The sequence below is a fragment of the Curtobacterium sp. PhB25 genome (genome assembly GCF_004365375.1).
Classification (GTDB): Bacteria; Actinomycetota; Actinomycetes; order Actinomycetales; family Microbacteriaceae; genus Curtobacterium.
In genome coordinates this window covers 34,755-60,616 of record NZ_SODR01000001.1, presented here as the reverse complement: position 1 = coordinate 60,616, position 25,862 = coordinate 34,755, and the positions used below count along the sequence as shown (strand labels likewise).

General features: G+C 70.9%; 26 protein-coding genes and 1 pseudogene. 17 read left to right on the top strand and 10 right to left on the bottom strand.

Annotated elements, in window-relative coordinates:
* The first annotated feature begins 60 nt into the window (after window positions 1-60).
* Both EDF51_RS00285 and EDF51_RS00280 read left to right on the top strand, forming a co-directional pair.
* Window positions 61-1,515: an APC family permease gene (locus EDF51_RS00285; RefSeq protein WP_123292412.1), complete on the top strand. Its 1,455-nt coding sequence runs from the start codon at window positions 61-63 to the stop codon at window positions 1,513-1,515.
* Between the two features lie 267 nt (window positions 1,516-1,782).
* Window positions 1,783-2,403 (top strand): hypothetical protein, encoded by a 621-nt coding sequence (locus tag EDF51_RS00280; protein WP_123292411.1) that lies wholly within the window; start codon window positions 1,783-1,785, stop codon window positions 2,401-2,403.
* 28 nt (window positions 2,404-2,431) lie between these two features.
* On the opposite strand, the gene EDF51_RS00275 is transcribed toward EDF51_RS00280, so the two are convergent.
* The 3 genes and pseudogenes from EDF51_RS00275 to EDF51_RS00265 all read right to left on the bottom strand — a co-directional run bounded on the left by EDF51_RS00275 (window position 2,432) and on the right by EDF51_RS00265 (window position 4,070).
* Window positions 2,432-2,869 (bottom strand): hypothetical protein, encoded by a 438-nt coding sequence (locus tag EDF51_RS00275; protein WP_123292410.1) that lies wholly within the window; start codon window positions 2,867-2,869, stop codon window positions 2,432-2,434.
* A 317-nt stretch (window positions 2,870-3,186) separates the two neighbouring features.
* Window positions 3,187-3,723: pseudogene (locus EDF51_RS20220) on the bottom strand (DUF6264 family protein); the annotation flags it as partial.
* Window positions 3,690-4,070 carry a hypothetical protein gene (locus EDF51_RS00265; RefSeq protein ID WP_134193432.1) on the bottom strand — a complete coding sequence of 127 codons (381 nt, stop codon included), beginning with the start codon at window positions 4,068-4,070 and terminating at the stop codon, window positions 3,690-3,692. The gene EDF51_RS00265 and the pseudogene EDF51_RS20220, both read right to left, overlap by 34 nt.
* A 76-nt stretch (window positions 4,071-4,146) precedes the next feature.
* Here EDF51_RS00265 and EDF51_RS00260 point away from each other — a divergent pair, with 76 nt between their 5' ends.
* Window positions 4,147-4,482: a hypothetical protein gene (locus EDF51_RS00260; protein ID WP_134193430.1), complete on the top strand. Its 336-nt coding sequence runs from the start codon at window positions 4,147-4,149 to the stop codon at window positions 4,480-4,482.
* Window positions 4,483-4,488: 6 nt separating this feature from the next.
* Here EDF51_RS00260 and EDF51_RS00255 read toward each other — a convergent pair whose 3' ends face one another.
* Entirely contained in the window at window positions 4,489-4,980 is a 492-nt protein-coding gene (locus EDF51_RS00255; RefSeq protein ID WP_134193428.1) for a DUF427 domain-containing protein, read from the bottom strand.
* A gap of 81 nt (window positions 4,981-5,061) precedes the next feature.
* Here EDF51_RS00255 and EDF51_RS00250 point away from each other — a divergent pair, with 81 nt between their 5' ends.
* Complete coding sequence (locus tag EDF51_RS00250; RefSeq protein ID WP_123292405.1) at window positions 5,062-6,489, top strand: amino acid permease; 1,428 nt, start codon at window positions 5,062-5,064, stop codon at window positions 6,487-6,489.
* Window positions 6,490-6,505: 16 nt separating this feature from the next.
* Here EDF51_RS00250 and EDF51_RS00245 read toward each other — a convergent pair whose 3' ends face one another.
* Window positions 6,506-6,703: a hypothetical protein gene (locus tag EDF51_RS00245; protein WP_123292404.1), complete on the bottom strand. Its 198-nt coding sequence runs from the start codon at window positions 6,701-6,703 to the stop codon at window positions 6,506-6,508.
* A gap of 127 nt (window positions 6,704-6,830) precedes the next feature.
* On the opposite strand from EDF51_RS00245, the gene EDF51_RS00240 reads away from it, so the two are divergent.
* Window positions 6,831-10,295 carry a DEAD/DEAH box helicase gene (locus EDF51_RS00240; protein WP_134193426.1) on the top strand — a complete coding sequence of 1,155 codons (3,465 nt, stop codon included), beginning with the start codon at window positions 6,831-6,833 and terminating at the stop codon, window positions 10,293-10,295.
* Window positions 10,296-10,381: 86 nt separating this feature from the next.
* Here EDF51_RS00240 and EDF51_RS00235 read toward each other — a convergent pair whose 3' ends face one another.
* Entirely contained in the window at window positions 10,382-11,161 is a 780-nt protein-coding gene (locus EDF51_RS00235; RefSeq protein WP_208321807.1) for an aldo/keto reductase, read from the bottom strand.
* 56 nt (window positions 11,162-11,217) lie between these two features.
* Here EDF51_RS00235 and EDF51_RS00230 point away from each other — a divergent pair, with 56 nt between their 5' ends.
* The 4 genes from EDF51_RS00230 to EDF51_RS00215 all read left to right on the top strand — a co-directional run bounded on the left by EDF51_RS00230 (window position 11,218) and on the right by EDF51_RS00215 (window position 14,276).
* Complete coding sequence (locus EDF51_RS00230) at window positions 11,218-12,132, top strand: HNH endonuclease family protein (protein ID WP_208321806.1); 915 nt, start codon at window positions 11,218-11,220, stop codon at window positions 12,130-12,132.
* A 76-nt stretch (window positions 12,133-12,208) separates the two neighbouring features.
* Complete coding sequence (locus EDF51_RS00225) at window positions 12,209-12,874, top strand: GPP34 family phosphoprotein (RefSeq protein WP_134193424.1); 666 nt, start codon at window positions 12,209-12,211, stop codon at window positions 12,872-12,874.
* A 77-nt stretch (window positions 12,875-12,951) separates the two neighbouring features.
* Window positions 12,952-13,755 (top strand): SDR family oxidoreductase, encoded by an 804-nt coding sequence (locus EDF51_RS00220; protein WP_134193422.1) that lies wholly within the window; start codon window positions 12,952-12,954, stop codon window positions 13,753-13,755.
* A gap of 104 nt (window positions 13,756-13,859) precedes the next feature.
* Entirely contained in the window at window positions 13,860-14,276 is a 417-nt protein-coding gene (locus EDF51_RS00215; protein ID WP_166673464.1) for an SseB family protein, read from the top strand.
* A gap of 47 nt (window positions 14,277-14,323) precedes the next feature.
* On the opposite strand, the gene EDF51_RS00210 is transcribed toward EDF51_RS00215, so the two are convergent.
* From EDF51_RS00210 to EDF51_RS00200, 3 genes are all read right to left on the bottom strand, one after another.
* Complete coding sequence (locus EDF51_RS00210; protein ID WP_134193418.1) at window positions 14,324-15,187, bottom strand: nuclease-related domain-containing protein; 864 nt, start codon at window positions 15,185-15,187, stop codon at window positions 14,324-14,326.
* A gap of 206 nt (window positions 15,188-15,393) precedes the next feature.
* The gene (locus EDF51_RS00205; RefSeq protein ID WP_134193416.1) at window positions 15,394-18,888 is read right to left on the bottom strand and encodes a bifunctional RecB family nuclease/DEAD/DEAH box helicase; all 3,495 of its coding nucleotides are present in this window, start codon (window positions 18,886-18,888) and stop codon (window positions 15,394-15,396) included.
* Window positions 18,889-18,955: 67 nt separating this feature from the next.
* A complete protein-coding gene (locus EDF51_RS00200) occupies window positions 18,956-19,174 on the bottom strand; it encodes a DUF1653 domain-containing protein (protein ID WP_166673261.1) in 219 nt (72 codons plus the stop codon).
* 33 nt (window positions 19,175-19,207) lie between these two features.
* Here EDF51_RS00200 and EDF51_RS00195 point away from each other — a divergent pair, with 33 nt between their 5' ends.
* The 4 genes from EDF51_RS00195 to EDF51_RS00180 all read left to right on the top strand — a co-directional run bounded on the left by EDF51_RS00195 (window position 19,208) and on the right by EDF51_RS00180 (window position 21,397).
* Complete coding sequence (locus tag EDF51_RS00195; protein ID WP_133938784.1) at window positions 19,208-19,807, top strand: TMEM175 family protein; 600 nt, start codon at window positions 19,208-19,210, stop codon at window positions 19,805-19,807.
* Between the two features lie 18 nt (window positions 19,808-19,825).
* Window positions 19,826-20,197: a hypothetical protein gene (locus EDF51_RS00190; RefSeq protein WP_133938786.1), complete on the top strand. Its 372-nt coding sequence runs from the start codon at window positions 19,826-19,828 to the stop codon at window positions 20,195-20,197.
* 262 nt (window positions 20,198-20,459) lie between these two features.
* The gene (locus EDF51_RS00185; protein WP_133938788.1) at window positions 20,460-20,924 is read left to right on the top strand and encodes a thioredoxin family protein; all 465 of its coding nucleotides are present in this window, start codon (window positions 20,460-20,462) and stop codon (window positions 20,922-20,924) included.
* Entirely contained in the window at window positions 20,921-21,397 is a 477-nt protein-coding gene (locus EDF51_RS00180) for a DUF4395 domain-containing protein (RefSeq protein ID WP_133938790.1), read from the top strand. The genes EDF51_RS00185 and EDF51_RS00180 overlap by 4 nt, the downstream gene beginning before the upstream one ends.
* A gap of 147 nt (window positions 21,398-21,544) precedes the next feature.
* Here EDF51_RS00180 and EDF51_RS00175 read toward each other — a convergent pair whose 3' ends face one another.
* Window positions 21,545-22,486: an ADP-ribosylglycohydrolase family protein gene (locus EDF51_RS00175; RefSeq protein ID WP_133938792.1), complete on the bottom strand. Its 942-nt coding sequence runs from the start codon at window positions 22,484-22,486 to the stop codon at window positions 21,545-21,547.
* A gap of 91 nt (window positions 22,487-22,577) precedes the next feature.
* On the opposite strand from EDF51_RS00175, the gene EDF51_RS00170 reads away from it, so the two are divergent.
* The 4 genes from EDF51_RS00170 (at window position 22,578) to murQ (ending at window position 25,844) form a co-directional block, all read left to right on the top strand.
* On the top strand, window positions 22,578-23,228 hold the full coding sequence (locus EDF51_RS00170) for an NUDIX domain-containing protein (protein WP_131879082.1): 651 nt from the start codon (window positions 22,578-22,580) through the stop codon (window positions 23,226-23,228).
* Between the two features lie 9 nt (window positions 23,229-23,237).
* Complete coding sequence (locus EDF51_RS00165) at window positions 23,238-23,825, top strand: hypothetical protein (protein WP_131879084.1); 588 nt, start codon at window positions 23,238-23,240, stop codon at window positions 23,823-23,825.
* A 190-nt stretch (window positions 23,826-24,015) separates the two neighbouring features.
* On the top strand, window positions 24,016-24,912 hold the full coding sequence (locus EDF51_RS00160) for a MurR/RpiR family transcriptional regulator (protein WP_131846319.1): 897 nt from the start codon (window positions 24,016-24,018) through the stop codon (window positions 24,910-24,912).
* Window positions 24,913-24,920: 8 nt separating this feature from the next.
* The gene (murQ, locus tag EDF51_RS00155; RefSeq protein ID WP_134193414.1) at window positions 24,921-25,844 is read left to right on the top strand and encodes an N-acetylmuramic acid 6-phosphate etherase; all 924 of its coding nucleotides are present in this window, start codon (window positions 24,921-24,923) and stop codon (window positions 25,842-25,844) included.
* Window positions 25,845-25,862: the final 18 nt, after the last annotated feature.

The window sequence follows — 25,862 nt, the reverse complement described above, 5'->3', positions numbered from 1 at the left end:
ATCGCGAGAAACCTTCCTGTGGGACTAGACAGCAAGGCGTCTCGCGCGCAAGGGTGACGCATGGCCACCACCAAGACGGACCGACCACAGCAGGAGCAGCCCGAGCTCCGCAGGGTCATCGGTCCCAAGCTCCTGCTGCTGTTCATCGTCGGCGACATCCTGGGAACGGGTGTCTACGCGCTCACCGGTCAGGTCGCGGCAGAGGTCGGAGGAGCAGCGTGGCTCCCCTTCCTCATCGCCTTCGCGGTCGCCCTGCTGACAGCGTTCTCGTACCTCGAACTCGTGACGAAGTACCCGCAGACCGCGGGCGCTGCGCTCTACGTGCACAAGGCCTTCGGCGTCCACTTCATCACCTTCATCGTGACCTTCATCGTGATGTGTTCCGGCATCACCTCGGCGTCGACGGCGTCGCGGGCGTTCGCCGCCAACCTCGGTGTCGGGTTCGGCCTCGAGTTGCCGAACGCCGTCGTGATGCTCATCGCCATGGGCTTCATGCTCGCGGTGATGGCGATCAACTTCCGCGGTGTCAGTGAGAGCGTGAAGACGAACGTGGTCCTCACCCTGGTCGAGCTGTCCGGTCTCGTCATGGTGATCCTGATCGGCTTCTGGGCGATCGCGGGTGGCAACGCGGACTTCTCACGGGTGGTGATGTTCGAGACCCCGGAGGACAAGACCCTGCTCATGTCGATCTCCACGGCGACGTCGCTGGCGTTCTTCGCCATGGTCGGCTTCGAGGACTCGGTGAACATGGCCGAGGAGACCAAGGACCCCTCGCGCATCTTCCCGAAGGTGATGCTCACCGGCCTCGGCATCACGGCCGTGATCTACACGCTCGTGTCGATCTGCGCCGTGGCCGTCGTGCCGATCGGTGAGCTCGCCGGCAACGAGACCCCGCTCGTGACCGTCGTGCAGACCGCCGCACCGGACTTCCCGATCGCCGACCTGCTGCCGTTCATCTCGATGTTCGCCGTGGCCAACACCGCCCTGATCAACATGATGATGGCGTCGCGACTGCTCTACGGCATGAGCAAGCAGGGCGTGCTGCCGGGCTTCCTGGCCCGCATCTCCCCCGCTCGTCGCACCCCGTCGAACGCGATCGTCTTCACCACCGCGATCTCCCTGCTGCTCATCGGCTGGGTCTCGCTCGACCCGGACTCCCCGATCGTGGTGGTCCTCGGTGGCACGACCTCGCTCCTGCTGCTCACCGTGTTCGCCGTCGTGAACCTGACGGTGCTCGTGCTCCGCCGCGACAAGGTCGACCACAAGCACTTCCGAGCCGGCGTGATCATCCCCGTCATCGGCATCATCACGTGTCTGTGGCTCGTGCTGCCGTTCTCGTCCGGCCGTGACCCGCAGCAGTACCAGATCGCCGGTGCACTACTGGCCCTGGGTGTGCTGCTGTGGATCCTGACCTGGTTCACGCACGGTCGCAAGCAGCCCGAGAAGGCCCCGACCGGCCTGGTGACCGAACCGACGAAGGTGCAGCACCCGCCGCACGACCACCGCGACGTCTGATGGACGCGACCGCCGTCATCTGGACGATCGTCATCGCCGCCATCGCGCTCATCTCCCTGTCCGCCGGCGGATGGGGTCGGAGCAGGTCGCGCCGACGCCGACGCTGACGTCGGCGCTGACGGTCCTGGTGCACGAACCCCGTGTTCGGCGCACCAGGACCGTCAGTGCGTCACAGCGGCCCCCGATCGGGCGGGTGCGGTTCCCAGGCGGCGCCCGTACGCTCGTCGTGCTCCGCCTGCCCCGCCCCGTCCGTCGAGAGGTCCCGTCATGCGCCGTGTCGGCATCACGCTCGCGTCGGTGTTCGGCGCCGGCATCGTGGTCGTCGGTATCGGGGTCGTGGTGCTCATCGTGATCGCGGTCAACTCGATCGCCGGCATCGCGAAGTCCAGCGCCGCCGACGCCACCCCCACGTGCCCGAAGGTCGCCTCGAAGACCGTCGGCGGCATGGTCGTCCCCGCCGGCCCCATCGCGGGCTTCTGCCAGGACCGCCTGGTGAACGCCGCGTCCGTGATCCAGGCTGCGAAGGCAGTCGGCATCGGACCGCACACCCAGGCCGTCGGGGTCATGACGGCGATCGGCGAGTCGAGTCTGGTGAACCTGGACCACGGCGACGCCGCGGGGCCGGACAGCCGCGGACTGTTCCAGCAGCGCGACAACGGCGCCTGGGGCACGTACGAGCAGCGGATGGACCCGTACACGGCGGCGTCGATGTTCTACGCGAAGCTCGTCAAGGTCCCCGGTTGGAAGACGATGACGCCGACGCAGATGGCGCACGCGGTGCAGATCAACTCGGACCCCGAGCACTACGCGAAGTCCTGGCCGGCGGCGAAGGCCGTCGTCGAGGGCCTGACGGGCGAGACCGTGCCGGACACCGCGCCACAGGGCTGACCGGGCACGAGACCGCCGGGCCCGCCGGTCACGCGACGTCCTGATCCTGGTCGTGCTCGTCGAGTTCGACCATCGCGGCCCCGCCGTCGTGGACGATGACCTGCGCGCGCAGCCGGATCGCGTGCTCGTCGAGGGCGCAGGCGCATGCATCGACCCACTCCCAGTCGACCGGGTGCACTCGGTCGACACCGGGCCGCTCCCACGCGAGGACGACGTCGACCGCACCGAGCTGCCCCACGATCTCGGAGATCAACGACGCGAAGTCGCTGACGTGCTCGTCCGGTTGGTAGGGCAGGTCCGCGATGGGCAGCAGGAACGGGATCGACATCCCGAGCTCGTCGAGGAACACCACCCAGCACTGCCGGCGCACCGGGCGGTCGACCAGGGCGGCGACGAGTTGGACGACGTCGTCGTCGGTACGGACAGGGGTTCGGATCAGGCGGTCGAGGGTGTCGGTGTCAGGCATGACTCCAGCGTCGCGAACCCGGCCCGCCCACCGACGGCAGCCGTGTGCATCTGTGGACAACCTCGCCGCCGCAGCCACCTGTGGAGGACGACCTTGAGGCCGCAGCCGTCCGACTTCGGCGATCCCGACGCCCCCGCGGTCGTCGCGGTGCACGGGTTCGACCAGCGCGAGAACGACGCTGGACGGGCCTCCAGTCCGAACCCGACCGGCTCGGCGAGGTTCCACGACGTGCCGCACGCTGATCCCCGAGGTTCCAGACCTCGACGAACAGGGCGCCGACATGCCGAGATTTCGGAACCTCGGGACGGCAGCGCCCCTCAGATGCCGTGCGTCACCGAGCTCTCGATGAGGAGCAGCGCCGCGAAGAACACCGCGACGACGGCGGCCATCCCGACGAGCACGACCGGCCATGCCAGCCGACGCCGCACCAGCCGCAGGATGCACACCACGATCGAGGCGACCAGCACCAGCGCGATCAGGATCGGCCCGACCGTCACGACCGAGTCACCGAGCCCCACGTTGCAGGTGTTCCCCGGGGCAGCGCACGACACGAACGCCAACGACATGAGCTTGATGCCCCACCCCGCTGCCAACGCTTCGAGCGTGAGCACCACGAGCAGGGCGATGGAGGCGACCATGTCCGCGACGCGGCGGCGGCCTGCCAGGGGGTGGCGGGCCTCCCGTCCGAACCGTGCCGGAGCCGACCCGAGCGGATCGAGACGCGCCCCCGGAACCGACTCCTGACCCGGAACCGACTCCGGCCCGGACCCGGGAGCCGAACCGGCGTCGGCCGGACCGGACGACCGGGCGGGCGCGTCCATCAGGACCGCCGGCCGCGCGTGGACCAGAGGGCCGCGGCGATGAGCAGCGGCTGCCCGAAGAGGCGCGCGACGCGCTTCTCGTCGGTGTCCAGGCCGAACGCGTCGCGGCGGTTGACCCACTGCGACAAGTTGCCGGGGAAGATCACCGTGAAGAACAGTGCAGCGACGGAACCGACGAAGCGCCGGGCCGGCTTCGGCGCGAGCACGAGCGCCGAACCGAGGGTGATCTCGGCAACACCCGAGGCCAGCACGGTGGCGTCCTCGGAGAGCGGCACGAACTCCGGAACCTGGGCCGTGAACTCCTTGCGCGCGAAGGTGAGGTGACTCGTGCCGGCGAACACGAGCGCCAGGCCGAGCAGGACGCGGAGGAAGGAATGCATGTGTCCATCGTGCCTGCTCCCGGGCGACGGTGCTCGCACGTGTACGGAACCCGACCGGCTCGGTACATTCAGACGTATGGGAGCACCCTCTCGGGACCACGAACCGCCAGCAGCCCCGGCGACCTTCGCCGTGCTGCTCGGCCCGGTCGCGTTCTACCTCGGCATCATCGTGCCGGCGCAGGGCATGGTCCGGCACGTCCTGCTGGGTGCGGCGTTCGGCGTCGTCTGCGTGCTGAGCGGCTGGCGGGCGATCGTCATCGCCGGTCGCCGTCGCCGGGCGGTGCAGGTGTGGGCGTGGATCGGCATCGTGATCGGCGCGGCCGGGCTGGCCATGATCGTCTGGCAGCTGCTCGTCATCGCGACCGCCGGGGCGTTCCCACCGCCGTTCTGGTCGCCCTACGCAAACCGCTGACGCGGGTCACCAGCCGAGCGTGCCCGGGGCCCCCTTGAAGGGCCCGACGACGTCCGACGTGATCCAGCCGCCGTAGAAGTCGCCGTCCTGCGACTGCACGACTTCGCCGCCGACCTCGCACGAGTCCATCGCCGACGGGTAGATCGCGACGCGGTCCTGGAGCGACTCGTACCCCGGCTCGGGTGTCGGGTAGTTCCACGCGGCGCGGCTCGCGACGGTGCCGTCCCCGCCGACCACGTCGAAGTACCGCGCCCGGCCCTTGAACTCGCACATGCTCGACCCCTGGGCGGGGCGGAGGTCGAGGTCGGCCATCGGCAGGTAGTACACCGGCGGGTGCGAGGTCTCGAGGACCCGCACGGCGTCGGTGGTGTCGGCCACGACGGTGCCGCCGAACCGGACGACGACGCGGGCGGTGACGGGCTCGACGGCGGGCGGGCGGGGGTAGTCCCAGACCGATTCCTGTCCGGGGCCGGGTTCGATCCGTGTGGGATGGCGCATGGGATCGTGTCTACGCCGAACGGCTGCGGTCCGGCTGGCGGATGGGGTGCACTGCGCCGCCGCAAGGTGCACCATGGGCGGGTGACGACGACGACACGCACGCTCTTCCGACGGAAGCCCATCGAGACGATCGATGACGACACCGGAGCCGAGGGTGGCCTGAAACGGCACCTCGGCCTCTGGCAGCTCACCGCGATCGGCATCGGCGGCATCATCGGCGCGGGGATCTTCACCCTCGCCGGCACCGTGGCGAACGGCGTCGCCGGTCCCGCGGTCCTCATCAGCTTCCTGGTCGCCGGCGTCGCGAGTGCCGCCGCAGCGTTGTCGTACGCCGAGTTCGCCGGCCTCATCCCGAAGGCCGGCAGTGCGTACACGTACGGCTACGCGGTCCTCGGCGAGATCGTCGGGTGGTTCATCGGGTGGGACCTGCTGCTCGAGTACACCGCGATCGTGGCGGTGGTCGCGATCGGCATCTCCGGCTACGTCGGGTTCCTGGTCGGCCAGTTCGGCATCGACCTGCCCGCCTGGATGCTCGGCGCGCCCGGCACCGGCGACGGCCACGTGATCGACGTCTTCGCGATCATCCTGTGCCTGGTCACCGCGTTCGTGCTCACCCGCGGCATCCGCAGTGCTGCCCGGTTCGAGTTCGTCGCCGTCGGCATCAAGGTCGCGCTCGTCGTGCTCATCGTCGTGCTCGGCGTGTTCCACATCAACAGCGCGAACTACTCCCCGTACTTCCCGTTCGGCTTCGGCGGTGTGATGACCGGTGCCGCGACGGTGTTCTTCGCGGTGTTCGGCTACGACGCCATGTCCACCGCGGCCGAGGAGTCCGTCGATGCCCGCAAGCACATGCCGAAGGCGATCCTGCTGTCGCTCGGCATCTCGATGGTCCTGTACGTGCTGGCGACCCTGGTGCTGACCGGGATGCAGAAGTACACGGACATCGACCCGGCCTCGGGCTTCTCGTCGGCGTTCGCGTCGGTCGGCCTCGGCGGTGTCGCGAACGTCATCGCGATCGGCGCGATCGTCGGCATCGTCACGGTGCTCGTCACGTTCATGCTCGGCGCCAGCCGCGTCTGGTTCTCGATGAGCCGTGACGGCCTGATGCCGAAGTGGTTCTCGAAGACCGACCCGAAGCGCCACGTCCCGACCCGCGTCACGTGGATCCTCGGCATCGCATCGGCGATCCTGGCGGGCGTCCTGCCGATCGGCGTCGTCGCCGAACTCACGAACATCGGGATCCTGCTCGCGTTCGTGGTGGTCTGCTCCGCGGTGATCGTGCTCCGCTACCGCCAGCCCGACCTCGACCGTCAGTTCCGGCTGCCGTTCATGCCCGTCATCCCGATCATCGGCGTCATCGCGTCGCTGTGGCTCGTGACGTTCCTGCAGTGGGAGACGTGGGTGCGGTTCGCGGTCTGGTTCGCGATCGGCCTGGGCGTGTACTTCGGCTACTCGCGGAAGCACAGCAAGCTGGCGGCCGGCGAGCCGACCGACGCGACGAAGCCGTAGCGAGCGGGCGGGCGGGTTAGCGTCCGCTCCAGCGCACCCAGCCCTGCACCTGCGCCGCAGCGCTCTCGAGCGAGGAGTGCGCCCCGTTGATCGAGTGGTCCGGCGAGTCCACCGTGAACTGGTCCGTCCGGGTGACGTCGCAGACGACCTCGGAGCCGAGCCACACGTTCCAGTGGTCTGCGGAGTCGTGCACCCACCGCAAGCGGTCCGGCATGAGCGTGTCCAATCGAGTGGAGAGCGGCGAGCAGTCGTCGCCCGTCCACGCAGACGGTAGCCCTGCTCGATGTGTGCCGTTCGGGTCGGCGGCTCCGCGCGTCGGTGGCACCTGGCACGATTGACCCGTGCCAGCAGCCCCGATGATCGACGCCGTCGACGTCATCCGTTTCGTCGGGCCGCAGACCTTCGGTCGCGCGCGCGACGTCGTCCGTGCCGGCCTGGTCGACGATGCCGTCTGGAACGCCGACGACGGCACCGTCACGGCGACCGTCACGGGCACCGCTGACGACCCCTACGAGTGCCGCATCGACATGACCGTGGCGCGCGGCGACTTCATCCGCCCGGTCCGCAGCACGTGCAGCTGCCCCCTCGGCGGCGACTGCAAGCACGTCGCCGCCGCACTGCTCACCATCAACGCGCGTGCCCTGGCCGCCAACGCCGGCCCGCGTCCGGAAGCGCCGGCTCCGCCGCCCTCGGACTGGAGGCACGACCTCGCCCGCCTCGCCGGTGACGACGAGCAGGCGGTCACCCCGCAGGGCACCCGGATGGGTCTGCAGTTCGAGTTGCGCGACGCGGTCCCCGCCGCCCTCGCGGCCCGCGCCCGGGCCGCCGGCCGAGCCCTGCCGGCGCCGTCCCGCACGGTCCGGCTCGGGGTCCGGCCGGTGACCCGCAGCGACGCCGGCAACTGGGTGCGCGGGCAGCTCACCTGGGGCACGCTCCCCTACTCGCAGAACCGCCTGGGCCTCGGCGCCGAGCAGCACGGGTGGTTCATGCAGCTCGCGGCCCTGCACCGTGCGGGTCAGCTGGCGGGGTTGCCCGGCGAGAGCGACTGGCTGCACCTCGACGACTTCCGCAGCCCGCTGCTGTGGCCGTTGCTCCGGCAGGCGTCGGGGCTCGACATCGCCTTCGTGACCGGCAAGCGCGAGGGCGGGGTGGTCCTCGGCGAGCAGGCCCAGGTGCTGCTCGATGTCTCTCGGCCCGGTGTCGCCCGGCACGACGACGCCGTGGTGATCGGCGCGAGCGCGGTGCTCGACGGCCGCCCGGTCGTCCCCGGTGCGGCGCGGATGGTCGGCGACCACGGTGTGTACGTGTTCCGCGAGAGCCCGGAGTTCACGGTCGGGCTCGCACCGACCCCGGCGCCCGTGCCGGACGACCAACGGCGCATGCTCCTCGAGGGCACCCGCATCACGGTGCCGACGGCCGAGGTCGACGAGTTCCTGGCCGACTGGTCGCCCCGGCTGCGCGGTGCCCTCGGGCTCGTCAGCTCCGACGGCTCGGTCGAGCTGCCCGAGCGCACCCCGCCCGAACTCGTGCTGACGGCGACGTTCGAGCCCGCAAGGGCACCCCGCACCGACGACCGGGTGCACCTGCACTGGCGCTGGCACGTCGACGGCCGCAAGGACCCGGTGTCGCTGCACGGGCCGCTCCCCGACCTGACCGGGCTCCGCGCCGCGGACGATCCAGCCAGCACCGACGACTCAGCCAGCACCGACGACCGAGCCGGCACCGAGGCGGCGACCGCCGACGCCGACGTGCCCGCGGCCCTGGAACCCGCCACGTCGACAGCGCGAGCCGACGACGCGACGTCTGGCGAGCCTCCCGTCCGCCCTGCCGGACCCGGTGGCGGACTGGACTGGTTCCAGGACGGCACCATCGACGGGGCCGACGTCGCCGTGTTCGCGAACGAGTTCCTGCCCGAGTTGCCGGCGCTCGGCGTCCGCACGGTGGTGCAGGGTGAGCGCCTCGACTACGAGCGGTTGAGCGGGCGGCCGCACATCCGCGTCACGACGATGCCGTCGGACAAGCACGACTGGTTCGACCTCGGCATCATCGTGAGCGTGAACGGCAAGCAGATCCCGTTCACCCCGCTGCTCACCGCCCTGGCCGGTCGGCAGCGGCGGCTGAAGCTCGTCGACAACTCCTACTTGTCGCTCGCGGATCCCGCGTTCGACCGGCTCAAGGAACTCATCGACGAGGCCCGCGACCTCGACGAGTGGGAGCCCGACCAGCCGATCCAGGTGACGCCGCTGCAGGCCGGGCTGTGGACCGAGTTCGACCTGCTCGCCGACGAGACCTCGCACGACGAGCGCTGGCAGGCGATCACCGCGGGGTTGATGGGGGCGACTCCCCCGGGTGACGTCCCGGTGCCGGACACCGTGCACGCCGAACTGCGGCCGTACCAGCACGCCGGGTACGCGTGGCTGTCGTTCCTGGCGGCGCACGGCATCGGCGGGGTGCTCGCCGATGACATGGGCCTCGGCAAGACCCTGCAGGTGCTCGCGATGGTCGCCGCGCGCCGTGCCGCCGAACCCGACGGGCCACCGTTCCTCGTCGTCGCGCCGACCTCGGTCGTCGGCAACTGGGTGGCCGAGGCGGCGAAGTTCACGCCGTCACTGCGAGTGGCGGCCGTCACCTCGACGTCGCTGAAGGACCCCGGGCTCGTCGCCCGCACGGCCTCGCAGGCGGACGTCGTCGTCACCTCGTACGCGCTGCTCCGGCTCGACTCGCAGGCGTGGACCGACCTGCCGTGGTCGGCGCTCGTGCTCGACGAGGCGCAGTTCGTGAAGAACCCGCAGTCGCAGACCCACCGGGTGGCGTCCGAGCTGCAGGCACCGGTGAAGTTCGCGATCACCGGCACCCCACTCGAGAACGGGCTGACCGACCTGTGGGCGCTGTTCCACATCGTCGCGCCCGGGTTGCTGTCCACCTGGACCCGGTTCGGCGACGACTACGTGAAGCCGCTCGCCTCCCCCGAGCTCCGGGGCGAAGCACGCCAGCAGCTCACCGCGAAGCTCCGGCGTCGGATCCGGCCGCTCATGCTCCGCCGGACGAAGCAGGCCGTCGCCGCCGACCTGCCGCCGAAGCAGGAACAGGTCGTTCGGGTCACGCTCGACCCCGCGCACCGCGAGCTGTACGACCGCACGCTCAACCGCGAGCGACTGAAGGTCCTCGACCTGATCGACGACCTGTCGAAGAACCGGATGGTCGTGTTCCGGTCGCTGACGCTGCTGCGGATGCTCGCGCTGTCGCCAGCGTTGGTCTCGAACGGGTCGGACTCGCCCCTGTCGCCGTCGACGCCGATCCCGTCCGCCAAGCTCGACCTGCTGCTCGACGAGCTCGAGCAGCTCGCCGCCGAGGGCCGACGCGCCCTGGTGTTCAGCCAGTTCACGTCGTTCCTGCGGATGGTGTCCGATGCCCTCGACGAACGGGGGGTCGGCTACGAGTACCTCGACGGCTCGACCCGCAAGCGCCCCGAGGTCATCGAGCGCTTCCGGCAGGGCACCGCGCCCGCGTTCCTCATCTCGCTGAAGGCCGGCGGCTTCGGACTCACCCTGACCGAGGCCGACACCGTGTTCGTGCTCGACCCGTGGTGGAACCCCGCCGCCGAGTCGCAGGCCGTCGACCGCACCCACCGCATCGGGCAGACCCGGTCGGTGAGCGTGCAGCGCTTCATCGCCGAGGACACCATCGAGGAGAAGGTCCTCGCACTCGCCGCGCGCAAGGCCGAGCTGTTCGCCACGATGATCGACGACGACGCCCTGTTCGCCGACGACCTGACCGCCGACGACATCCGCTCGCTGCTCGCCTGACGCGCGGTGCGCGGTTGCGCGTCAGGCGAGCGCGGGCGCGGGCGCGGGTGTCAGCGGGCGCGAGCGTCGGCGGGCGGGCGGGCGCGTCAGCGTGCGAGCGCGTCGATCGCCGTAACCTCGTCCGCCGACAGCTCGATGCGGGCACCGGCGGCGTTCGACCGGATGCGCTCCGGGTTCGACGACTTCGGGATGACGACGAAGCCGTGCGCGACGTGCCACGCGACGATGACCTGGGCGCTGTCGGCGTCGTGCGCGGTGGCGATGTCGAGCAGCGTCGGGTCCTGCAGGTTGCTCGCCTTGAACGGGCTGTAGCCCTCGAGCACGACCCCGCGCTCGGCCAACCCGTCGGCGATCGTCTGGTCGTACTCGACCGGGCTCCACTTGATCTGGTTCACGGCGGGGGTGGTGCCGGTCGCGGTGACGAGCTCGTCGATCTGGTCGAGTGAGTAGTTGCTCACACCCACGGCTCGGGTCAGTCCGTCGGCCTGCGCCTGGAGGACCTGCTCCCACACGTCCGGGCGGGCTTCGCCGTTCGGCGGCCAGTGCACGAGCCAGAGGTCCAGGTGGTCGAGGCCGAGCTGGTCGAGGCTCTCCTCGATGGTCTCGCGCACCCGTTCGGCGTTGTCCGGCGGCAACTTCGTCGTCACGAACACGTCGTCGCGGGCGAGTCCGGACTCGGCGAGGGCCTTGCCGACGCCGCGCTGGTTGCTGTAGCCGGTGGCGGTGTCGATGTGGCGGTACCCGGCCGCCAGTGCTTCGCCGACGGCGGCGGGGGCCTCGCCGTCGGGGATCTGCCAGGTGCCGAAGCCCAGGAGCGGCATCGACCCACCGGTGACGGACACGGACGGATTCGCGTAATCGGTCATGCGGACCTGTCTACGCCGTGGTCGCGCATCGGTTCAGAGCGTGGCGGTCCACGGCCATGTCCGAGGTCTCCGCCATGATCGTCGAGGCCACCCCGGCCGGCCCCACCGCACCACTGCACCACCGCACCGCTGCACCGCCGCACCACCAGGAGTTCCACGCACCCATGACGTCCCGCCGACGCCGCCGCACCCGCATCAGCCTCACCTCCGTCCTCGTCGTCCTGGCCCTCGCGGTCGGTGGCTACGCCCTCGACGCCACCGGCGTCCTCGGACCGGACGCCGACGCCGCCGCCGGGCCAACGGCGGTCGCCACGGCCACGGTCGGCACCGAGCGCGACGCACCGGAGCCGAGCCGGGCCTCCAGTCCGACGGGTCCGACGGATCCGACGGATCCGACCGTCAGCACGTCGACCGGCACCGACGCTGCGGACGCCCGCGCGCTCCTCGCCACGCTGCCCGTCAAGGGCAAGGCCGCCAGCACCGGGTACGACCGCACCGGCGAGTTCGGCAGCGCGTGGATCGACGTCGACCACAACGGCTGCGACACCCGGAACGACGTGCTCGCGCGCGACCTCAGCGGCATCGTGCGCCAGGGGCCGTGCAAGGTGGTGACCGGCACGCTCGTCTCGCCGTACACCGGCGCGACGATCGACTTCGTGCGCGGCAACACGACCTCGACCCTCGTGCAGATCGACCACGTCGTCGCGCTCGAGAACGCCTGGCGCACCGGTGCCCAGCAGCTCAGCCAGTCGGAGCGTGAGGCCCTGGCGAACGACCCGTCGAACCTGTTCGCCGTCGACGGCCGGTCGAACTCGCAGAAGCGCTCGGGCGACGCCGCGACCTGGCTGCCCGCGAACAAGGCCTTCCGCTGCACCTACATCGAGCACCAGGTGTCCGTGAAGGCCGAGTACCGCCTGTGGGTCGCACCGGCCGAGCGCGATGCGATGGAGCGGGTGCTGAACGCCTGCTGACGTCGGGCGGTCTGCCGCCGCTGAGTGTCGACCTGGAGGCCCGGCGCACCTCCGCCCCGCGTGGCAGGCTGCGGACATGGCTGAGCAACTCACAGTTCCGCAGGCGTTCGCGCTCCTCCAGGTCGAACCCGACGGCCGCAAGTCCCTCGACGGGCAGACGCTGGACACCGGTCTCGCGGGAGCGGTCCTCGCCGACCTCGCGCTCCGCGGTGCCGTCTCGCTGCAGAACGGCCTGGTCACCGTCGTCGGCGGCGCCGCCACGGGCGACCCGGTGCTCGACGGTGTCATCGGCTCGATCGCGGCGTCCGGATCGCCGCGCAAGGCGAAGTGGTGGGTGAGCCGGCTCGGGAAGCAGCGGCTCCGCGACGACGTCTTCGCCGGACTCGTCGAGCGAGGGATCATCAGCGTAGAGCAGGGCAAGGTGCTCGGGCTCTTCCCCACCACGAAGCACCCGGAGCGCGACGGAGCCCCGGAGGCACTGCTGCGATCAGGCATCGCGGACGTCCTGGCTCGGCGGGCGGCCCCGACACCGTTCTCCGCTGCGGTCATCGGGCTGCTCGACGCGACGAACACGCTCCGCAAGCAGTTCGGCGCGGTCGACAAGGGCCTGGTGAAGGAGATCACCTCGGGCACCTGGGCGAGCCCCGCGGTGAAGGCCGTGCTCGAGGAGATCCAGGCCGCGGCGATGATCGTCATCATGGCGGCGACCACCGCGACGACGACCACGGTCATCACGAGCTGAGGTCGCCAGCACACCCTGCAAAACGACAGGTGTAGCCTAAAGGGAATTCATCGTCGAAGACCTCAGGAGGCCTCCCCATGCCCGAAACCAGCACCAGCACATCCCGCTTCGCCGACCGCGTCGTCCTCATCACCGGCGGCGGCTCCGGCCTCGGTCGCGCCACCGCCGTCCGTCTGGCCGCCGAGGGCGCTGCGCTCTCCCTCGTCGACGTCTCCGAGCAGGGACTCGAGGCCTCGAAGGCCGCCGTCCTCGAGGCCGCCCCCGACGCCCAGGTCCTGACCACCGTCGCCGACGTCTCCGACGAGGCCCAGGTCGACGCCTACGTGGCAGCCACCACCGAGCGCTTCGGCCGCATCGACGGCTTCTTCAACAACGCCGGTATCGAGGGCAAGCAGAACCCCACCGAGTCGTTCACCGCCGCCGAGTTCGACAAGGTCGTGTCGATCAACCTGCGTGGCGTGTTCCTCGGGCTCGAGAAGGTGCTCAAGGTCATGCGCGAGCAGGGCTCCGGCATGGTCGTGAACACCGCGAGCGTCGGCGGCATCCGCGGCATCGGCAACCAGTCCGGGTACGCCGCCGCCAAGCACGGCGTCGTCGGCCTGACCCGCAACTCCGCCGTCGAGTACGGCCGCTACGGCATCCGCATCAACGCCATCGCCCCCGGCGCCATCTGGACGCCGATGGTCGAGAACTCGATGAAGCAGCTCGACGCGGAGAACCCCCGCAAGGCCGCCGAGGAGTTCATCCAGGTCAACCCGACGAAGCGCTACGGCGAAGCCCCCGAGATCGCCGCCGTCGTCGCGTTCCTGCTGTCCGACGACGCGTCCTACGTCAACGCGACGGTCGTCCCGATCGACGGCGGGCAGTCGGCCGCGTACTGAGCCGCACCGGTCCGACGCCCGGCGCACCTCCTCGTGCGCCGGGTGACGACCTGGAGGCCCGGCTCAGCCCCGGCGTGTCCGTCCAGCATGACAGCATGGTTGGCGTGAGCAACGACGAGACGAACGGATCCGCCTTCGGCCGAGGCGTCGACAAGGCCCCGCCCACCGCGGCCGCCGAACTCCGCCGCCGGATGGCCGCCTCGCCGGCGGGCTTCCTGCGCAGCGCGGCGTGGGTGCCGTGGAAGCCATCGGGTACTCCGGAGGCCGGCAGCGTCGCGCACGTCATGATCCGTGACAAGCCGTTCGTGCCCGTCTTCACCGACCCCGCCGAACTCGCCGCTGGCCTGCCCGACGCCGAGGGGCGTCCGGTTCCGATGTCCGAGCTCGTGACCGCGCTGCCCGAGGAGTTCGGCATCGTGGTCGACCCGACGAGTGCCGAGGCGGCGAACTTCCTGCACGCCGACGTCCTCGCCCAGATGCGGGTGCAGATGCAGGGTGGCGTCCCGACCAGCGACGGCTGACTCGAACGGTCGTACCAGTCGAGTACGCCGGGCAGGTCGGCCGCTGCTCAGCTGCTCGCGGTCAAAGCGGCTCCGGCGATCGCCCACCAGTAGCCCAGCAACGCTCCTGCCGGGACTGCAAGTACGGCGACCGCGACGGCGCGGCGCATCATCCGCTTCCGCCGCGCCGCCTGGCCGATCTCCCGCTCGAGCCGTTCGAATCGCTGGACGTGGCGAAGGGTGTCGTTCACCACGACAGCCTCGACATGCCAGGTCCCACGTTCCTCGGCCAGCATCGACAGGAACCGGACGGCTTCGTCGGAGTGGACTCGCGGCAGATCCCTGATCCAGGCGCCGATCTGACGGGGCTCGACCGTCACGACGGCCGGTGCGGTCTTCCCGAACTGCAGCGTTCCCGCTGCGATGACCAGGATCGGCTGGACCGGGACCGGTCCGCCGGCTGCGGCGGACAACAGGCGAGTCGCTCGTTCCCCCTCGGCGAGGGCGCGGTGCACGTGCGGTGTCCGCTGCCCGTTCACGGTCAGCATCCGTCCGCCGATCCACACCTTCTGCCCCGAATGGTTCTTGGTGTTGATCGAGAACACGCCGGTGGGTCCGACGACGACGTGGTCGATGTCCGTCGTGCTCTTCCCGACCGGTACCGCGTGCAGCACCGTGAACTCGGGGCCGAGCGCATCGAGCTGGGCAGCGACCTGCCGTTCTCCCACAGCGCCCTTGAACCACGAGCGGGCTTCGTCGCGAAGCGGGTCGTGCCCCCAGAAGCGCTGCCAGCCGGTTCGCGCCGGCCCCTCAGCCTGGATGGCCAGGCACTCCTGCATGACCGCGTACCCGGGCTTCCGTGCACGGAGCGTCAGCGCGGCCCCGCCCCTCGGAGTCGGGCGGTGGTCGGCGACAGCGGTGTTCTCCCCCATGTGTCCACCGTCCCAGGACGACAGGTGTCGGGACCAGCCCTCGTTCTGGCGTCACGGCCGCGGCGGTGCGGCTCGGCGCTCTGGCACGCTGACGGTTCTGGTTCACGATCGCCGGACTTCCTGAACCAGGACCGTCACTCGCCTGGCAGCACGCCGGGCTCCGCCACCGAGCGGCGGCGGAGCGGCCGGCGCGGCCGGGGCGGTCGTCAGCGAGCGGGCTGGACGAGCTCGATGAAGCGGGACAGCAGCGACAGGCCGGCGATCGAGGGCGGGAGCCCCGTGGTCAGCGCCGGCGAGTGCACGAGGTACGCCGCCCACTTCGCCCGCGAGATCGCCACGTTCAGCCGGTTCGGCATGAGCAGGAAGTCCAGCCCGCGCGGGATGTCCGCTGCACTCGACGCTGCCAGGGACACGATCGACACGACGGCCTCGCGGCCCTGGAACAGGTCGACCGTGCCGACCTGGGTACCGGTGAAGCCTGCACGGTCGAGCTCCTGACGGATCAGGGCACCCTGCGCGTTGTACGGGGCGACGACGATGACGTCCTCGTCGGTCAGGGCGCGAGCGTCCGAGCCGTCGGTCCAGGTCCGCCCGACGACATCGCCGACGAGGGCCACCACGCGGGCGGCTTCCTCCGGTGACGAGGTCGTGTTGCCCGCGTGCACGACCGGCACGGGGTGCACGCCCGCGTCGATGCCGTCGAGGTGCCGACCGGAAACCATCGACGCGAGCTGCCCGTCGTAGGACAGCGCCGAGACGGACTCGGTGAGCGCCGGCTCCATCCGACGAGTGCGGGCCAGGAAGTAGCCGAACTCCGGCGGCAGGACGTGCTCGCCGTCCGCCAGCCAGCCCAGCGCGGACTCGTCGACGGGCTCCGGGTGCGAGCCCTGCGAGACCTGCGGGAGCTGCTGCGGGTCCCCCAACAGCAGGAGTCGGGTCGCGGCGATCGAGGACGCGATGGTCGGCGCGAGGGAGAACTGCCCGGCTTCGTCGACGACGAGCAGGTCGAGGGAGCGGCGCTCGATCGTCGACGCGTTCGCGAACGTCCACGCGGTCCCGCCGACGACGCCGCCGGTGCTGGAGGCCTCGCACGAGGACAGGAATGCGGCGACGGCAGCACCGTTCTTCACGGGCGTCCACGCGGCGGCGTCGAGTTCGTCCTCGGTCGCACCGGACTTCGGCACCTTCACGACCCGGTCCGCGGGGACACCGGCGTTCACGACCGAGGACAGGAAGTTCTCCGACGTCGCATGGGACTGCCCGACGACGCCGACCCGCCAGCCGTACTCGCGGACGAGCCGTGCGACGACGTTCGACCCGACGTAGGTCTTGCCCGTGCCGGGAGGCCCCTGGATCGCCAAGTACGAGTGGTCGAGGCCGAGCAGCGTCGCCACCACGGCGGACACCGCGTCGTCACCCTGCACGGGCACGATCGCTCCGCGCGGCGGCACCCGGCGCAGCAGGTCGAAGGCCGGGTCCGACACCATCGAGGGCAGCTCGTCGAGGACCTGCTGCCCCCACTCGGCGATCGCCTCGGGCTGCGGCTTCGCGCGGGGCGGTGCCGACGGTGCGAGCGCGACCGGGAACTCGTGGTGCGGCTCCGCTCCGACGGGCAGCCCCTCCTTCACGAGCACCTCGACGGCGTCGCCGTTGTCCCACACGTCCACGATCACGGCGCGGGATGACGCGCCCTTCGACCCGGGGCCCGGAGACACGACCGACGGCGGAAGCGGGTCGTCGTAGACGAGGTGGGGCGTGCCTCCAGGCCGGAGCCGCGAACCGGGCGCGAGCGTCCCCGACAACCGGAGTTCTCGCGACTGCGAGCGGGCACGCGGCAGCGTGTCCCAGTCCCGCTCGACGGACGCGCGCTCCACGACGAGGACGTCGCGGGTGTCGGCCCAGTCGTCGACCGGGTTGCGCAGGCGGTCGAAGTGGTCCTGCCAGAAGGTCTTCGCCTCGCGCCGGTGGTAGTCGATCGCGGCTGCGGCGAGCGCCAGCGCGGTCTCGTCGGGCGTGCGGTCGAGGGCGTCGACGTCCTCCAGGTGTGACGCGAGTGCGACGTACACCGGGTTCGGCTCGCGCTCGACGGGGATCGGCGGGACCTCGAGTTCGAGTGCCGGATCCGCTGCGTCCGGGTCGTCGGTGCGCAGCGACCGGAGCCAATCGCGCAGGCGCAGGGTCGAGCGGCAGTCGTAGGCGTTGTAGTCGGCGACCTCGTCGAGCATGTGCTGGCCGGCGGCGGGGTCGCCGTTGCGGAGTTCCTCGATCGCGTCGACGTAGGCGGTGATGCTGTCAGCGGCGTTCGTGACGTCGCTCTCGCGCAGGTCATCGCCCATGTACAGCGGCTCGAGCTTCTTGATCGAGTAGCTGTGGCTGCCGACGACCAGCGCCTTGCGGACGATCGGGTACAGGTCGACCAGGACGCCGGCGCGCAGCATGTCGTCGACGGCCTCTTCACCGACCCCGTGCCGGGCGGCGAGCGACAGCAGGTGCGTCCGCTCGTAGGCGGCGTAGTGGTAGATGTGCATGCCCGGGTACTGCTGCCGCCGAGCCTCGATGAACGCGAGGAACTGCTCCAGCGCAACTCGCTCGTCGCGGATCGTGTGCGCCCAGAACGCGGTGAACTCCGCGCGGTCGTCGACCAATCCGAACAGGTAGTCGAGGCCCCAGTGCACGCCGTCCTCGGTGTGCAGCGGGTCGCCTTCGAAGTCGAAGAAGACGTCGCCGGCGTCGGGTGCCGGGATCGCATCGAGCGCGCGGGCATCGAGGACCTCGAAGCGCGGCTTCGCGGGCTGGTCCGGCCCGTCGGCGCCGTTCCGTCGGGCGGTCTCCGTCTCGATCTGGAGGCTCGCCTGGCGCACCAGCCGATCCTGCGTCGCGCGGGACAAGCCCGGCACTGCCCGGGTACGGACCGCCAGGTCGTCGATCGTCCGCACCTCGTGCTTGATGAGCTTCGCCCGCTGGTCCAGGCGCATGCCGGCGACGAGGACGAGGTCGCGGTGCTCGGCCACCTGGGTCGAGCAGACGTCGCAGCGGCCGCAGCTGGAGTACCGCGGGTCGCCCCACTGCAGTTCGGCGTCGGCAGCGATCCGTTCGGCGATCACGCGCTGCAGTTCGGCGCGCTGCGTGCGGTACACCGGCGCGATGTCGGCGAGGTCGTGCGTGGTCGTCGTCCGGTCGCCGAGCACCAGGTGCACCTGCGCCCCGGTGGGGATGGCGTGTGCCTTCATCTGCTCGGCGTAGGCGGCGAGCTGCAGCAGGGCGCTGATCTTGGCGTGCCGGGCGAGCTTGGTGTCGTAGACCTCGTACTCGCCCTGGTCGTTGCGGATGATGAAGTCCGCGAAGCCGATGAAGCCCGGGCCGTCCGCCGTGGGTGCCGCGTGGAACGTCGGCTGGTACAGGACGTCGGCGCCGTCGGCGAAGGCCTGTCGCGCTTCGGCTGCGGCGCGTGCGTAGTCCGGCGGGGCGGGGCGGTCGAACTCGACGACGTTCCGCGTGTCCTTGAGGATGTCGAGGTAGTCGAGCTCGTGCTGGTCCCCCAAGCGGGCGGTGCGCTCGAGCATGTCGTCGTGCGACTCCGGCAGGGGTTTCCCGCGACCGAGCTTGACGTCGAGTCGGCGCAGGAACGCCCATTCGCAGGCCGACCACGTGCTGAGGTCACTCGGGCTGAGCAGCACGTGCCCATCGACGCCGATCTGCATGCGTTCCCCCGTCTCTCTGGTGCCCTGCGAGCCTAGGGCCGCCCGCCGACACCGGCGCCGTGCGCGATCAGTCGGCGACCGCCACGAACCGCGGCCCGTCGTACCCGTCGCGGGTCACGTGCGCCGTGAAGTCCGCGAGCGTCCGGACCCAGTGCCCCCGCTCGCCGTACAGCGCCTGGTAGACGACCACCGGTTCCTCGGTCTCGACGTCACGGGCGACGAGCAGCACCTCGTAGTCGTTGCCCTTGAAGTGGCGGTACCGGCCAGGAGTCACGTCGTCGCTCACACCCGCGACCCTAAGCGCTCCTACACTCGGGCCATGACCGAGCACGCTCGAACGGACCGCGGCCTCGACCGACTCGTCAACTTCTCGGACGCCACGGTCGCCATCGCGATCACGCTCCTGATCCTGCCGCTGGTCGACATCGCCAGTGACCTGCGCGACGGCGAGGGCGCGGGCGACCTCCTCCGGGAGCACTGGCCCGCCCTGCTCGAGTTCCTCATCACGTTCTGGTTGATCTCGCGGTTCTGGATCCTGCACCACCAGGTGTTCGAGCATGTCCGCTCCTACAACGCCCGGGTCATGCAGCTGAACTTCGTGTGGCTCATCAGCATCGTGTTCCTGCCCTTCGCCGCGAACCTGCTCAACAGCGGCGAGAACGACGACCGTGTGGCCCATGCGCTGTACCTCGGCAGCATGGTCGTGACGAGCCTGGCGCTCACCGGCATCGAACTCGTGCTCCGGCGGAACCCCGAGTTGCTCTCCACGCCGCTGGGCGACTCGGCGCGGGGGCTCATCGCCGCCGGGCTGCTGTCGCTCGCTCTGGTCCTGTCGGTGGTGTTCCCGAGCATCGGCCTGCTCTGGGCCCTGCTCCTCGTGCTGCAGGGCACGGTCGCTCGGCTGCTCCGCCGCGTCTGAGCACGGCACGGTCAGCGCATGGGCCTGGGGGACGCGGAGACCGTACTGGCACGCAAGAACGCGAACTTCGTCATCGACGAAGCGGCGGCGGAGGCCGGCCTGGTCCGGTCGATCGCAGCACCCGGCCCGTTCGGCATGCGCCGCCACGAAGCCGCGGGAGGCCGACTCACCCTGACCCCCGCGGTCCTCTGGTTCAGCGCGCACCCGTTCAACTTCGTCCGGCCGACCTTCGGCATCCCGCTCGACTCCATCGCGGAGCTCCACGACACCTCACGCAACGTCTCGCGGCAGATGCAGGTCGTGCTGCAGGACGGGCAACGCTTGACCTTCGTCATCTGGGGCGTTCGAGCGTTCATCGAGCGGATCGACCGGGCGCGCGCCGCGCTCTGACGACACGCGAGTCCGCCCGCGTCACGTCACCGGTCCACCGCGTCCGGCGACCGCCGCGCGCCGCCCTTGGCGGCGGTCCAGGCGTTGGTCCCGGTCGCGCTCCCTTGAATGGTATGCCTATTCTAGGCGCCGTCGACCGGCCGGCCGGTCGGCCGGTCGGACCTCCGGACGCGAGCCCCTCCACGATCGTCCGACCCCACCGAGACCGTCACGTTCGGTCACGTTCACCCCCGGACGCACGAGAACGACGTACCGTCACGGCATGACCGTCATCGTGGCCGTCGCCGTCCTGGCGGGAGTCCTCGCACTCGCCACCGTGATCGGCCTGCTCCTGCGCACGAGGACGGGCCGAGCGGTCCCCCAGACCGGCCGCGCGCGCAACACGCCAGCCAGCCCCGACAGCAGGGTCGCCGACATCGCTCCCCCGACCGCCTTCGGCACCCGCGCCACCCTCGTCCAGTTCTCCACGCCGACCTGCGCCCGCTGCCCGGCGACGGCCCGCCAGCTCGACAGCCTCGCAGCGCAGCACCCCGGCGTGACCCGGCTCGAGATCGACCTCGCCGAGCACCCGCACCTCGCCACGCGCTTCAACGTCCTGCAGACCCCCACGGTCCTGCTCGTCGACGGCTCCCACGCCGTCCGCACCCGCTTCGGAGGGCCACCCCGCCCACCGGAGCTCGCCGCAGCCCTCGACACCGTCCTCACCGGCCCACAGGAGTCCCGATGACCACCGCCCCTGCCGCAGCAGGCATCGACCCCCGCTCCCCACGCTTCGGCGCCGCGATCACCACGGTCCTGCTCGCCCTGACGATCGTCCTGACGCTGATCCCCGCAACATGGGTCGTCGGCATCGTCCTGCTCGCGGTCATCGTGGTGCTCTTCGCGATCGGCGGCATCGCCGGCATCCGCCGCCACCCCTACGGCGCGCTCTTCCGTCGCTTCGTCCGGCCGAGGCTCGCCCCGCCCGCCGAGCTCGAGGCTCCTGAACCCCCGACCTTCGCCCAGCAGGTCGGCCTGTTCGTCACCGCCGTGGCGCTGCTCCTCGCCCTGCTCGGCGTGCCGTACGCAGCCCCCATCGGCGCCGCGGTCGCCCTGATCGCCGCGTTCCTCAACGCCGTGTTCGACGTCTGCATCGGCTGCTTGCTCTACGTGTGGTTGGTCCGTGCGGGCGTGTTCCGTCCGCGACGCGGCATCGCCTGACGGCGGTCGACCGGGAGGCCCGGCTCACCTCCGCCCCGCCACCCGCGCTGCCGATGTGGTCGCCTCCAGAGCGGTGGGCCGGCCCCACGAGAACGACCAGCCCGACGGCGGAGGCTCCCCCCACGGCAGCCTCCGACGCCGGTCCGGTCAGACGGCGAGCGCCTGCTCACTGAGCGCGACGAGGTCGTCGGCGCGCAGGTTCGGCCAGCCGTGCAGTAGCTCCCGCCACTGAGCCGGCAACGACGACGCCCCGTACAGCGCACCTGCGAGCCCGCCGGCGATCGCAGCAACCGTGTCGGTGTCGTTGCCGGTGCGGACTGCGCGGACCAGGGCGTCCTCGAGCGAGGAACTCCGGCGCACCGCGGCGTAGGCGGCCTGCAGCGCGGACACCACCCACCCGTTCGACTCCGTGAAGTCCACCGGCTGTGAGTGCTCGGCCGTGACGATCCGGTCCACCCACACTCGGCGCCGGTCGAGGTCGAGCAGGTCGACGCCACGCAGGACGTCGAGCTCGCCGGTCAGCACCGCGTGCCGGATCGCCACGCACCAGAGCACGCACGCGTCCCCCGCGTCGGACTCGTAGTGCGTCAGGTCGCTGATCGCGCGAGCCGCCGCTGCGAGCCGTTCCTCTTCGCCGACGTCACCGCGCAGGTAGGCGAGCACCAACGGTGCGGTCCGCATGAGCGACCCGTTGCCGGCGGAGCGGCCCTTGTACTCGTGCTCCTGCCGGGCCGAAGCCCGCGCGACGGAGGCGATCCGCGCCTCCAGACCGGTCAACACGTTGCGCGTCTGGATGCCGACGTCGGGCGCGTTGACCGACCACGCTGCCCAGGCGGCCACCAGGCCGTCGAGGGCTGGCTCCGAAGCCGGATCGCCGCCGCGGGCGACCGTGCGGAGGATCGGAACGGCCATGCTCGTGTCGTCGGTCCACTCCCCCGGCGCCCAGCCGAAGGAGCCGCCGCCGGTCATCGTGATCGGGGTCGGCTCGGGCACTGCCGGTCGGAACTCGTACCCGGCGCCGAGGGCGTCGCCGGCAGCGGAACCGAGGACGGCACCGACTGCTCGGTCGTGGATCTGCGGGGTGGTCATGTGGACCTCCAGATCGGGTTTGCGCGAGATTGCGTAAAACCGATCCTGCACCACTCGTCACGTTTGCGCAAGCGTGCGTAAACTCACCGGCATGACCGACGAGTACCGCGACGCGAGCGGCCGACGCCTGACGGACTACCCGCGACCCTCCGTCGCCGTGGACACCGCGGTGCTGACCGTCCCCGCGGGCGGACCACTGTCCGTCGTGCAGGTCCGCGATGCCACCGAGGGCGACTGGCGACTCCCGGGGACGTTCGTGCACGAGGGTGAGCGGCTGGCTTCGGCCGTCTTGCGGTCACTCTCCACGAAGGCGGGCGTGACGGGGCTCGCGCCGGAGCAGCTGCACGTGTTCGACGATCCGGCGCGGGACGACCGTGGGTGGGTGCTGTCGGTGGCGCACCTCGACGTGGTGCCGGCTCATGCTCTGGACCTGGACGAGCCCGAGGTGCGACTCACGCCGGTTTTCGAGGCGCGCGGGATGGTGCACGGGCACGACGACATCCTCGAGTTCGCGGTCGCTCGGCTCCGGTCCGTCTACAGCGCTGCCCCGGATCCGCACGGGCTGCTCGACGAACCGTTCACGATGTCGGAGTTGCGGCAGCTGCACGAGGCGGTCCTCGGCGAGCGCCTCCTGCCGGACTCGTTCCGGCGAGCCATGCTGCCGAAGCTGGTCGCGACGGACACGAAGCGCGCGGACGGGCCGGGGAAGCCGGCGACGCGGTACACGGCGATCCGCTCGTAGGGTGGAGGCATGGGGGAACTCGAACTGACAGCACGCCGCGCCTGGCGACGGACGACCCTGCTCGCACTGATCGGAGCCGTCGTCGGCGCCGTCATCGGCTGGTCGCTGGCCACGACCGAGTCGGGTGCCGTCGCAGTCCTCACCGTCGTCGGCTTCGGCGCATCCGTCGGAGGTCTGACCGGTACCTTCTCGATCCTCGCCACGACCATCGGGATGTCGACCGCGATGCAGGCCACCACGGCGGGGCTCTCCCCTGCGGGCAAGCGCATGGTGACGCAAGCGATCAAGACCGGCAGCCCGATCCAGCCACCCGAGTCCGACCTCGCCCTCCGGGCACGCGAGCATGCACGGCTGCTCTCCACCTACCAGCCGCTCGCCCTCGCGCAGTTCCTCCTGCTCTACCTCGGCATCGCTGGCGCCCAGTTCCCGATGCTCGCTGACGAGGACGTCTCCGGCTCGGCGTTCCCCCGGTTCCTCTGCGCAGCACTGCTCATCACCGCACTGATCATGACGCCGATCCTGCTGCGAGCAGTACGTCGGTCGCGGCGGTACCTGCGGGCGGCGACCATCGAGGCATCCCCGGCCCCGCAAGCGTGACGCGCACGACCGCCCAGGTTCGCGTCCGCCGCTCATCGAGTGAGCAGAAAACGTCGAGTCCGCCGCGACGACTCAACCTTTTCTGCTCACTGAACGCGCGAGCCCCCGCCGCGCAGCCACCCAACCACCCGTAACACGCAATTTACTTTCACCCCTGGCGCTCGCGCACGAAAGACGCTTTCATAGCGGGATGACGATCACCGAGCGAGCCGACCGAGTCGAGCGCGCCGACGCCTTCGCCCTCGTCCGCACCCAGTCGGCCACGATGCCGTCGAGCATGCGCGCCATCGCCGACGCCGTCCTCGAGGACCCGGCCGCCGCAGCCACCACGAACGCCGCCGAGCTCGCCGGCCGCGCGGGCGTCTCCCCCGCCACCGTCTCCCGCTTCGCCCAGCACCTCGGCTTCGCGAACTTCGCCGGCCTGCAGCGCAGCATGACCCGGGCGGTCGAGCGCGGTATCCACGAGCGCGAGCACACCGAGATCCACGCCGGGGTCGCCGTCGACGACGACGTCGCCACCGTCATCGCGAAGGTCACCGAGGACGTCCGCGCCGTGATGGCCGACACCCGCGCCGCGCTCGACCCGCACGCACTCGACGAATCAGCACGAAAACTCGCCAGCGCCCGCCGCGTCGTCCTGTACGGCGTCGGTGCGAGCGGCATCGTCGCGCGGGACCTGCACCTCAAGCTCGAACGCATCGGCATCGTGAGCTCGATCGCCGACGACCCGCACAACGCCCTGACCCTCGCGAGCGTCATCGGTGAGCACGACGTCCTGGTGCTCGTCAGCCACTCGGGCTCCACCACCGAGACCCTCGAGGTCGCCCACGCCGCCGCAGCCCAGCGCTCGACGATCGTCGCCATCACCGGCCACGCCAACGCCCCGCTCGCCACCACGGCCCACCACGTCCTGCTCGGCGTCGCCGGTGCCGAGAGCGCCCTCCGCCCCGCCGCCATGGGCAGCCGCATGAGCCAACTCGCCATCGTCGACGCCCTGTTCATCGTCGTCGCGCAGCGCACCGACGAGCGGTCCCAGCCGCTCCTCGCCCGCAGCCGCGACGCCGTCCGCACCCACCACCGGAACTGAGCACCACCATGACCACGAAGCACGACACCCACGACGCCCTCCGCGGCGAGCTCGCGGCCCTCACCACCGAGGCGACCGACCACTCGCTGGACGACATCGACACGATCTCCACGCTGGAAGCTGCCCAGCGCATGAACGCCGGCGACCGCAGCGTGCCTGCGGCACTGGAACCGTGCCTCCCGGCCATCGCCCTGGCGGCAGACTCGATCGCCGCAGCGTTCGCGCGCGGCGGCAGACTCGTCTACGTCGGCGCCGGCACGCCGGGCCGGCTCGGCGTCCTCGACGCCAGCGAGTGCCCACCCACCTTCGGCACCGACCCGAGCCAGGTGGTGGGGCTCATCGCCGGCGGCGACGTCGCCCTGACCACCGCCGTCGAGGGCGCGGAGGACGACGAAGCAGCCGCCGTCCGCGACCTCGACGCGCTCGGCCTGACGGCCGACGACGTGGTCGTCGGGATCAGCGCGTCCGGCAGGACGCCCTACGTGATCGCAGCCATCCTGGAGGCCCGGCGCCGGTCCGCCCTGTCGGTCTCCGTCGCGTGCAACCCCGACTCGGCCGCGGGGCGGGAGGCGGACATCGCCATCGACGTCGTCGTCGGCCCCGAGTTCATCGCCGGCTCGACCCGCCTGAAGGCGGGCACGGCGCAGAAGCTCGTGCTGAACATGCTCACCACGCTCGCGATGGTGCGCAGCCACAAGACGTACGGCAACCGCATGGTCGACGTGCGGGCCACCAACGCGAAGCTCATCGCGCGGGCGTTCTCGCTCGTGCAGGACGTCACCGGCGCGCCTTCCGCCGAGGTCCAGGCTGCGCTCAACGTCTCGAACGGCGAGGTGAAGACCGCCATCGCCGTGATCCTGACCGGTGTCTCGGCTGCTTCGGCCCGTGAGCGCCTCGTCGCTGCTTCCGGTTCCCTGCGCGCCGTGCTGTAGACCCCGTTCCCCTTCCTC

What these genes read in the sequence shown, in the direction of transcription:
- EDF51_RS00285 (WP_123292412.1), top strand. Translation starts at nt 61, where the DNA reads ATGGCCACCACCAAGACGGACCGACCACAGCAGGAGCAGCCCGAGCTC.
- EDF51_RS00280 (WP_123292411.1), top strand. Translation starts at nt 1,783, where the DNA reads ATGCGCCGTGTCGGCATCACGCTCGCGTCGGTGTTCGGCGCCGGCATC.
- EDF51_RS00275 (WP_123292410.1), bottom strand. Translation starts at nt 2,869, where the DNA reads ATGCCTGACACCGACACCCTCGACCGCCTGATCCGAACCCCTGTCCGT.
- EDF51_RS00265 (WP_134193432.1), bottom strand. Translation starts at nt 4,070, where the DNA reads ATGCATTCCTTCCTCCGCGTCCTGCTCGGCCTGGCGCTCGTGTTCGCC.
- EDF51_RS00260 (WP_134193430.1), top strand. Translation starts at nt 4,147, where the DNA reads ATGGGAGCACCCTCTCGGGACCACGAACCGCCAGCAGCCCCGGCGACC.
- EDF51_RS00255 (WP_134193428.1), bottom strand. Translation starts at nt 4,980, where the DNA reads ATGCGCCATCCCACACGGATCGAACCCGGCCCCGGACAGGAATCGGTC.
- EDF51_RS00245 (WP_123292404.1), bottom strand. Translation starts at nt 6,703, where the DNA reads ATGCCGGACCGCTTGCGGTGGGTGCACGACTCCGCAGACCACTGGAAC.
- EDF51_RS00235 (WP_208321807.1), bottom strand. Translation starts at nt 11,161, where the DNA reads ATGACCGATTACGCGAATCCGTCCGTGTCCGTCACCGGTGGGTCGATG.
- EDF51_RS00230 (WP_208321806.1), top strand. Translation starts at nt 11,218, where the DNA reads ATGTCCGAGGTCTCCGCCATGATCGTCGAGGCCACCCCGGCCGGCCCC.
- EDF51_RS00225 (WP_134193424.1), top strand. Translation starts at nt 12,209, where the DNA reads ATGGCTGAGCAACTCACAGTTCCGCAGGCGTTCGCGCTCCTCCAGGTC.
- EDF51_RS00220 (WP_134193422.1), top strand. Translation starts at nt 12,952, where the DNA reads ATGCCCGAAACCAGCACCAGCACATCCCGCTTCGCCGACCGCGTCGTC.
- EDF51_RS00210 (WP_134193418.1), bottom strand. Translation starts at nt 15,187, where the DNA reads ATGGGGGAGAACACCGCTGTCGCCGACCACCGCCCGACTCCGAGGGGC.
- EDF51_RS00205 (WP_134193416.1), bottom strand. Translation starts at nt 18,888, where the DNA reads ATGCAGATCGGCGTCGATGGGCACGTGCTGCTCAGCCCGAGTGACCTC.
- EDF51_RS00195 (WP_133938784.1), top strand. Translation starts at nt 19,208, where the DNA reads ATGACCGAGCACGCTCGAACGGACCGCGGCCTCGACCGACTCGTCAAC.
- EDF51_RS00190 (WP_133938786.1), top strand. Translation starts at nt 19,826, where the DNA reads ATGGGCCTGGGGGACGCGGAGACCGTACTGGCACGCAAGAACGCGAAC.
- EDF51_RS00185 (WP_133938788.1), top strand. Translation starts at nt 20,460, where the DNA reads ATGACCGTCATCGTGGCCGTCGCCGTCCTGGCGGGAGTCCTCGCACTC.
- EDF51_RS00180 (WP_133938790.1), top strand. Translation starts at nt 20,921, where the DNA reads ATGACCACCGCCCCTGCCGCAGCAGGCATCGACCCCCGCTCCCCACGC.
- EDF51_RS00175 (WP_133938792.1), bottom strand. Translation starts at nt 22,486, where the DNA reads ATGACCACCCCGCAGATCCACGACCGAGCAGTCGGTGCCGTCCTCGGT.
- EDF51_RS00170 (WP_131879082.1), top strand. Translation starts at nt 22,578, where the DNA reads ATGACCGACGAGTACCGCGACGCGAGCGGCCGACGCCTGACGGACTAC.
- EDF51_RS00165 (WP_131879084.1), top strand. Translation starts at nt 23,238, where the DNA reads ATGGGGGAACTCGAACTGACAGCACGCCGCGCCTGGCGACGGACGACC.
- EDF51_RS00160 (WP_131846319.1), top strand. Translation starts at nt 24,016, where the DNA reads ATGACGATCACCGAGCGAGCCGACCGAGTCGAGCGCGCCGACGCCTTC.
- murQ (WP_134193414.1), top strand. Translation starts at nt 24,921, where the DNA reads ATGACCACGAAGCACGACACCCACGACGCCCTCCGCGGCGAGCTCGCG.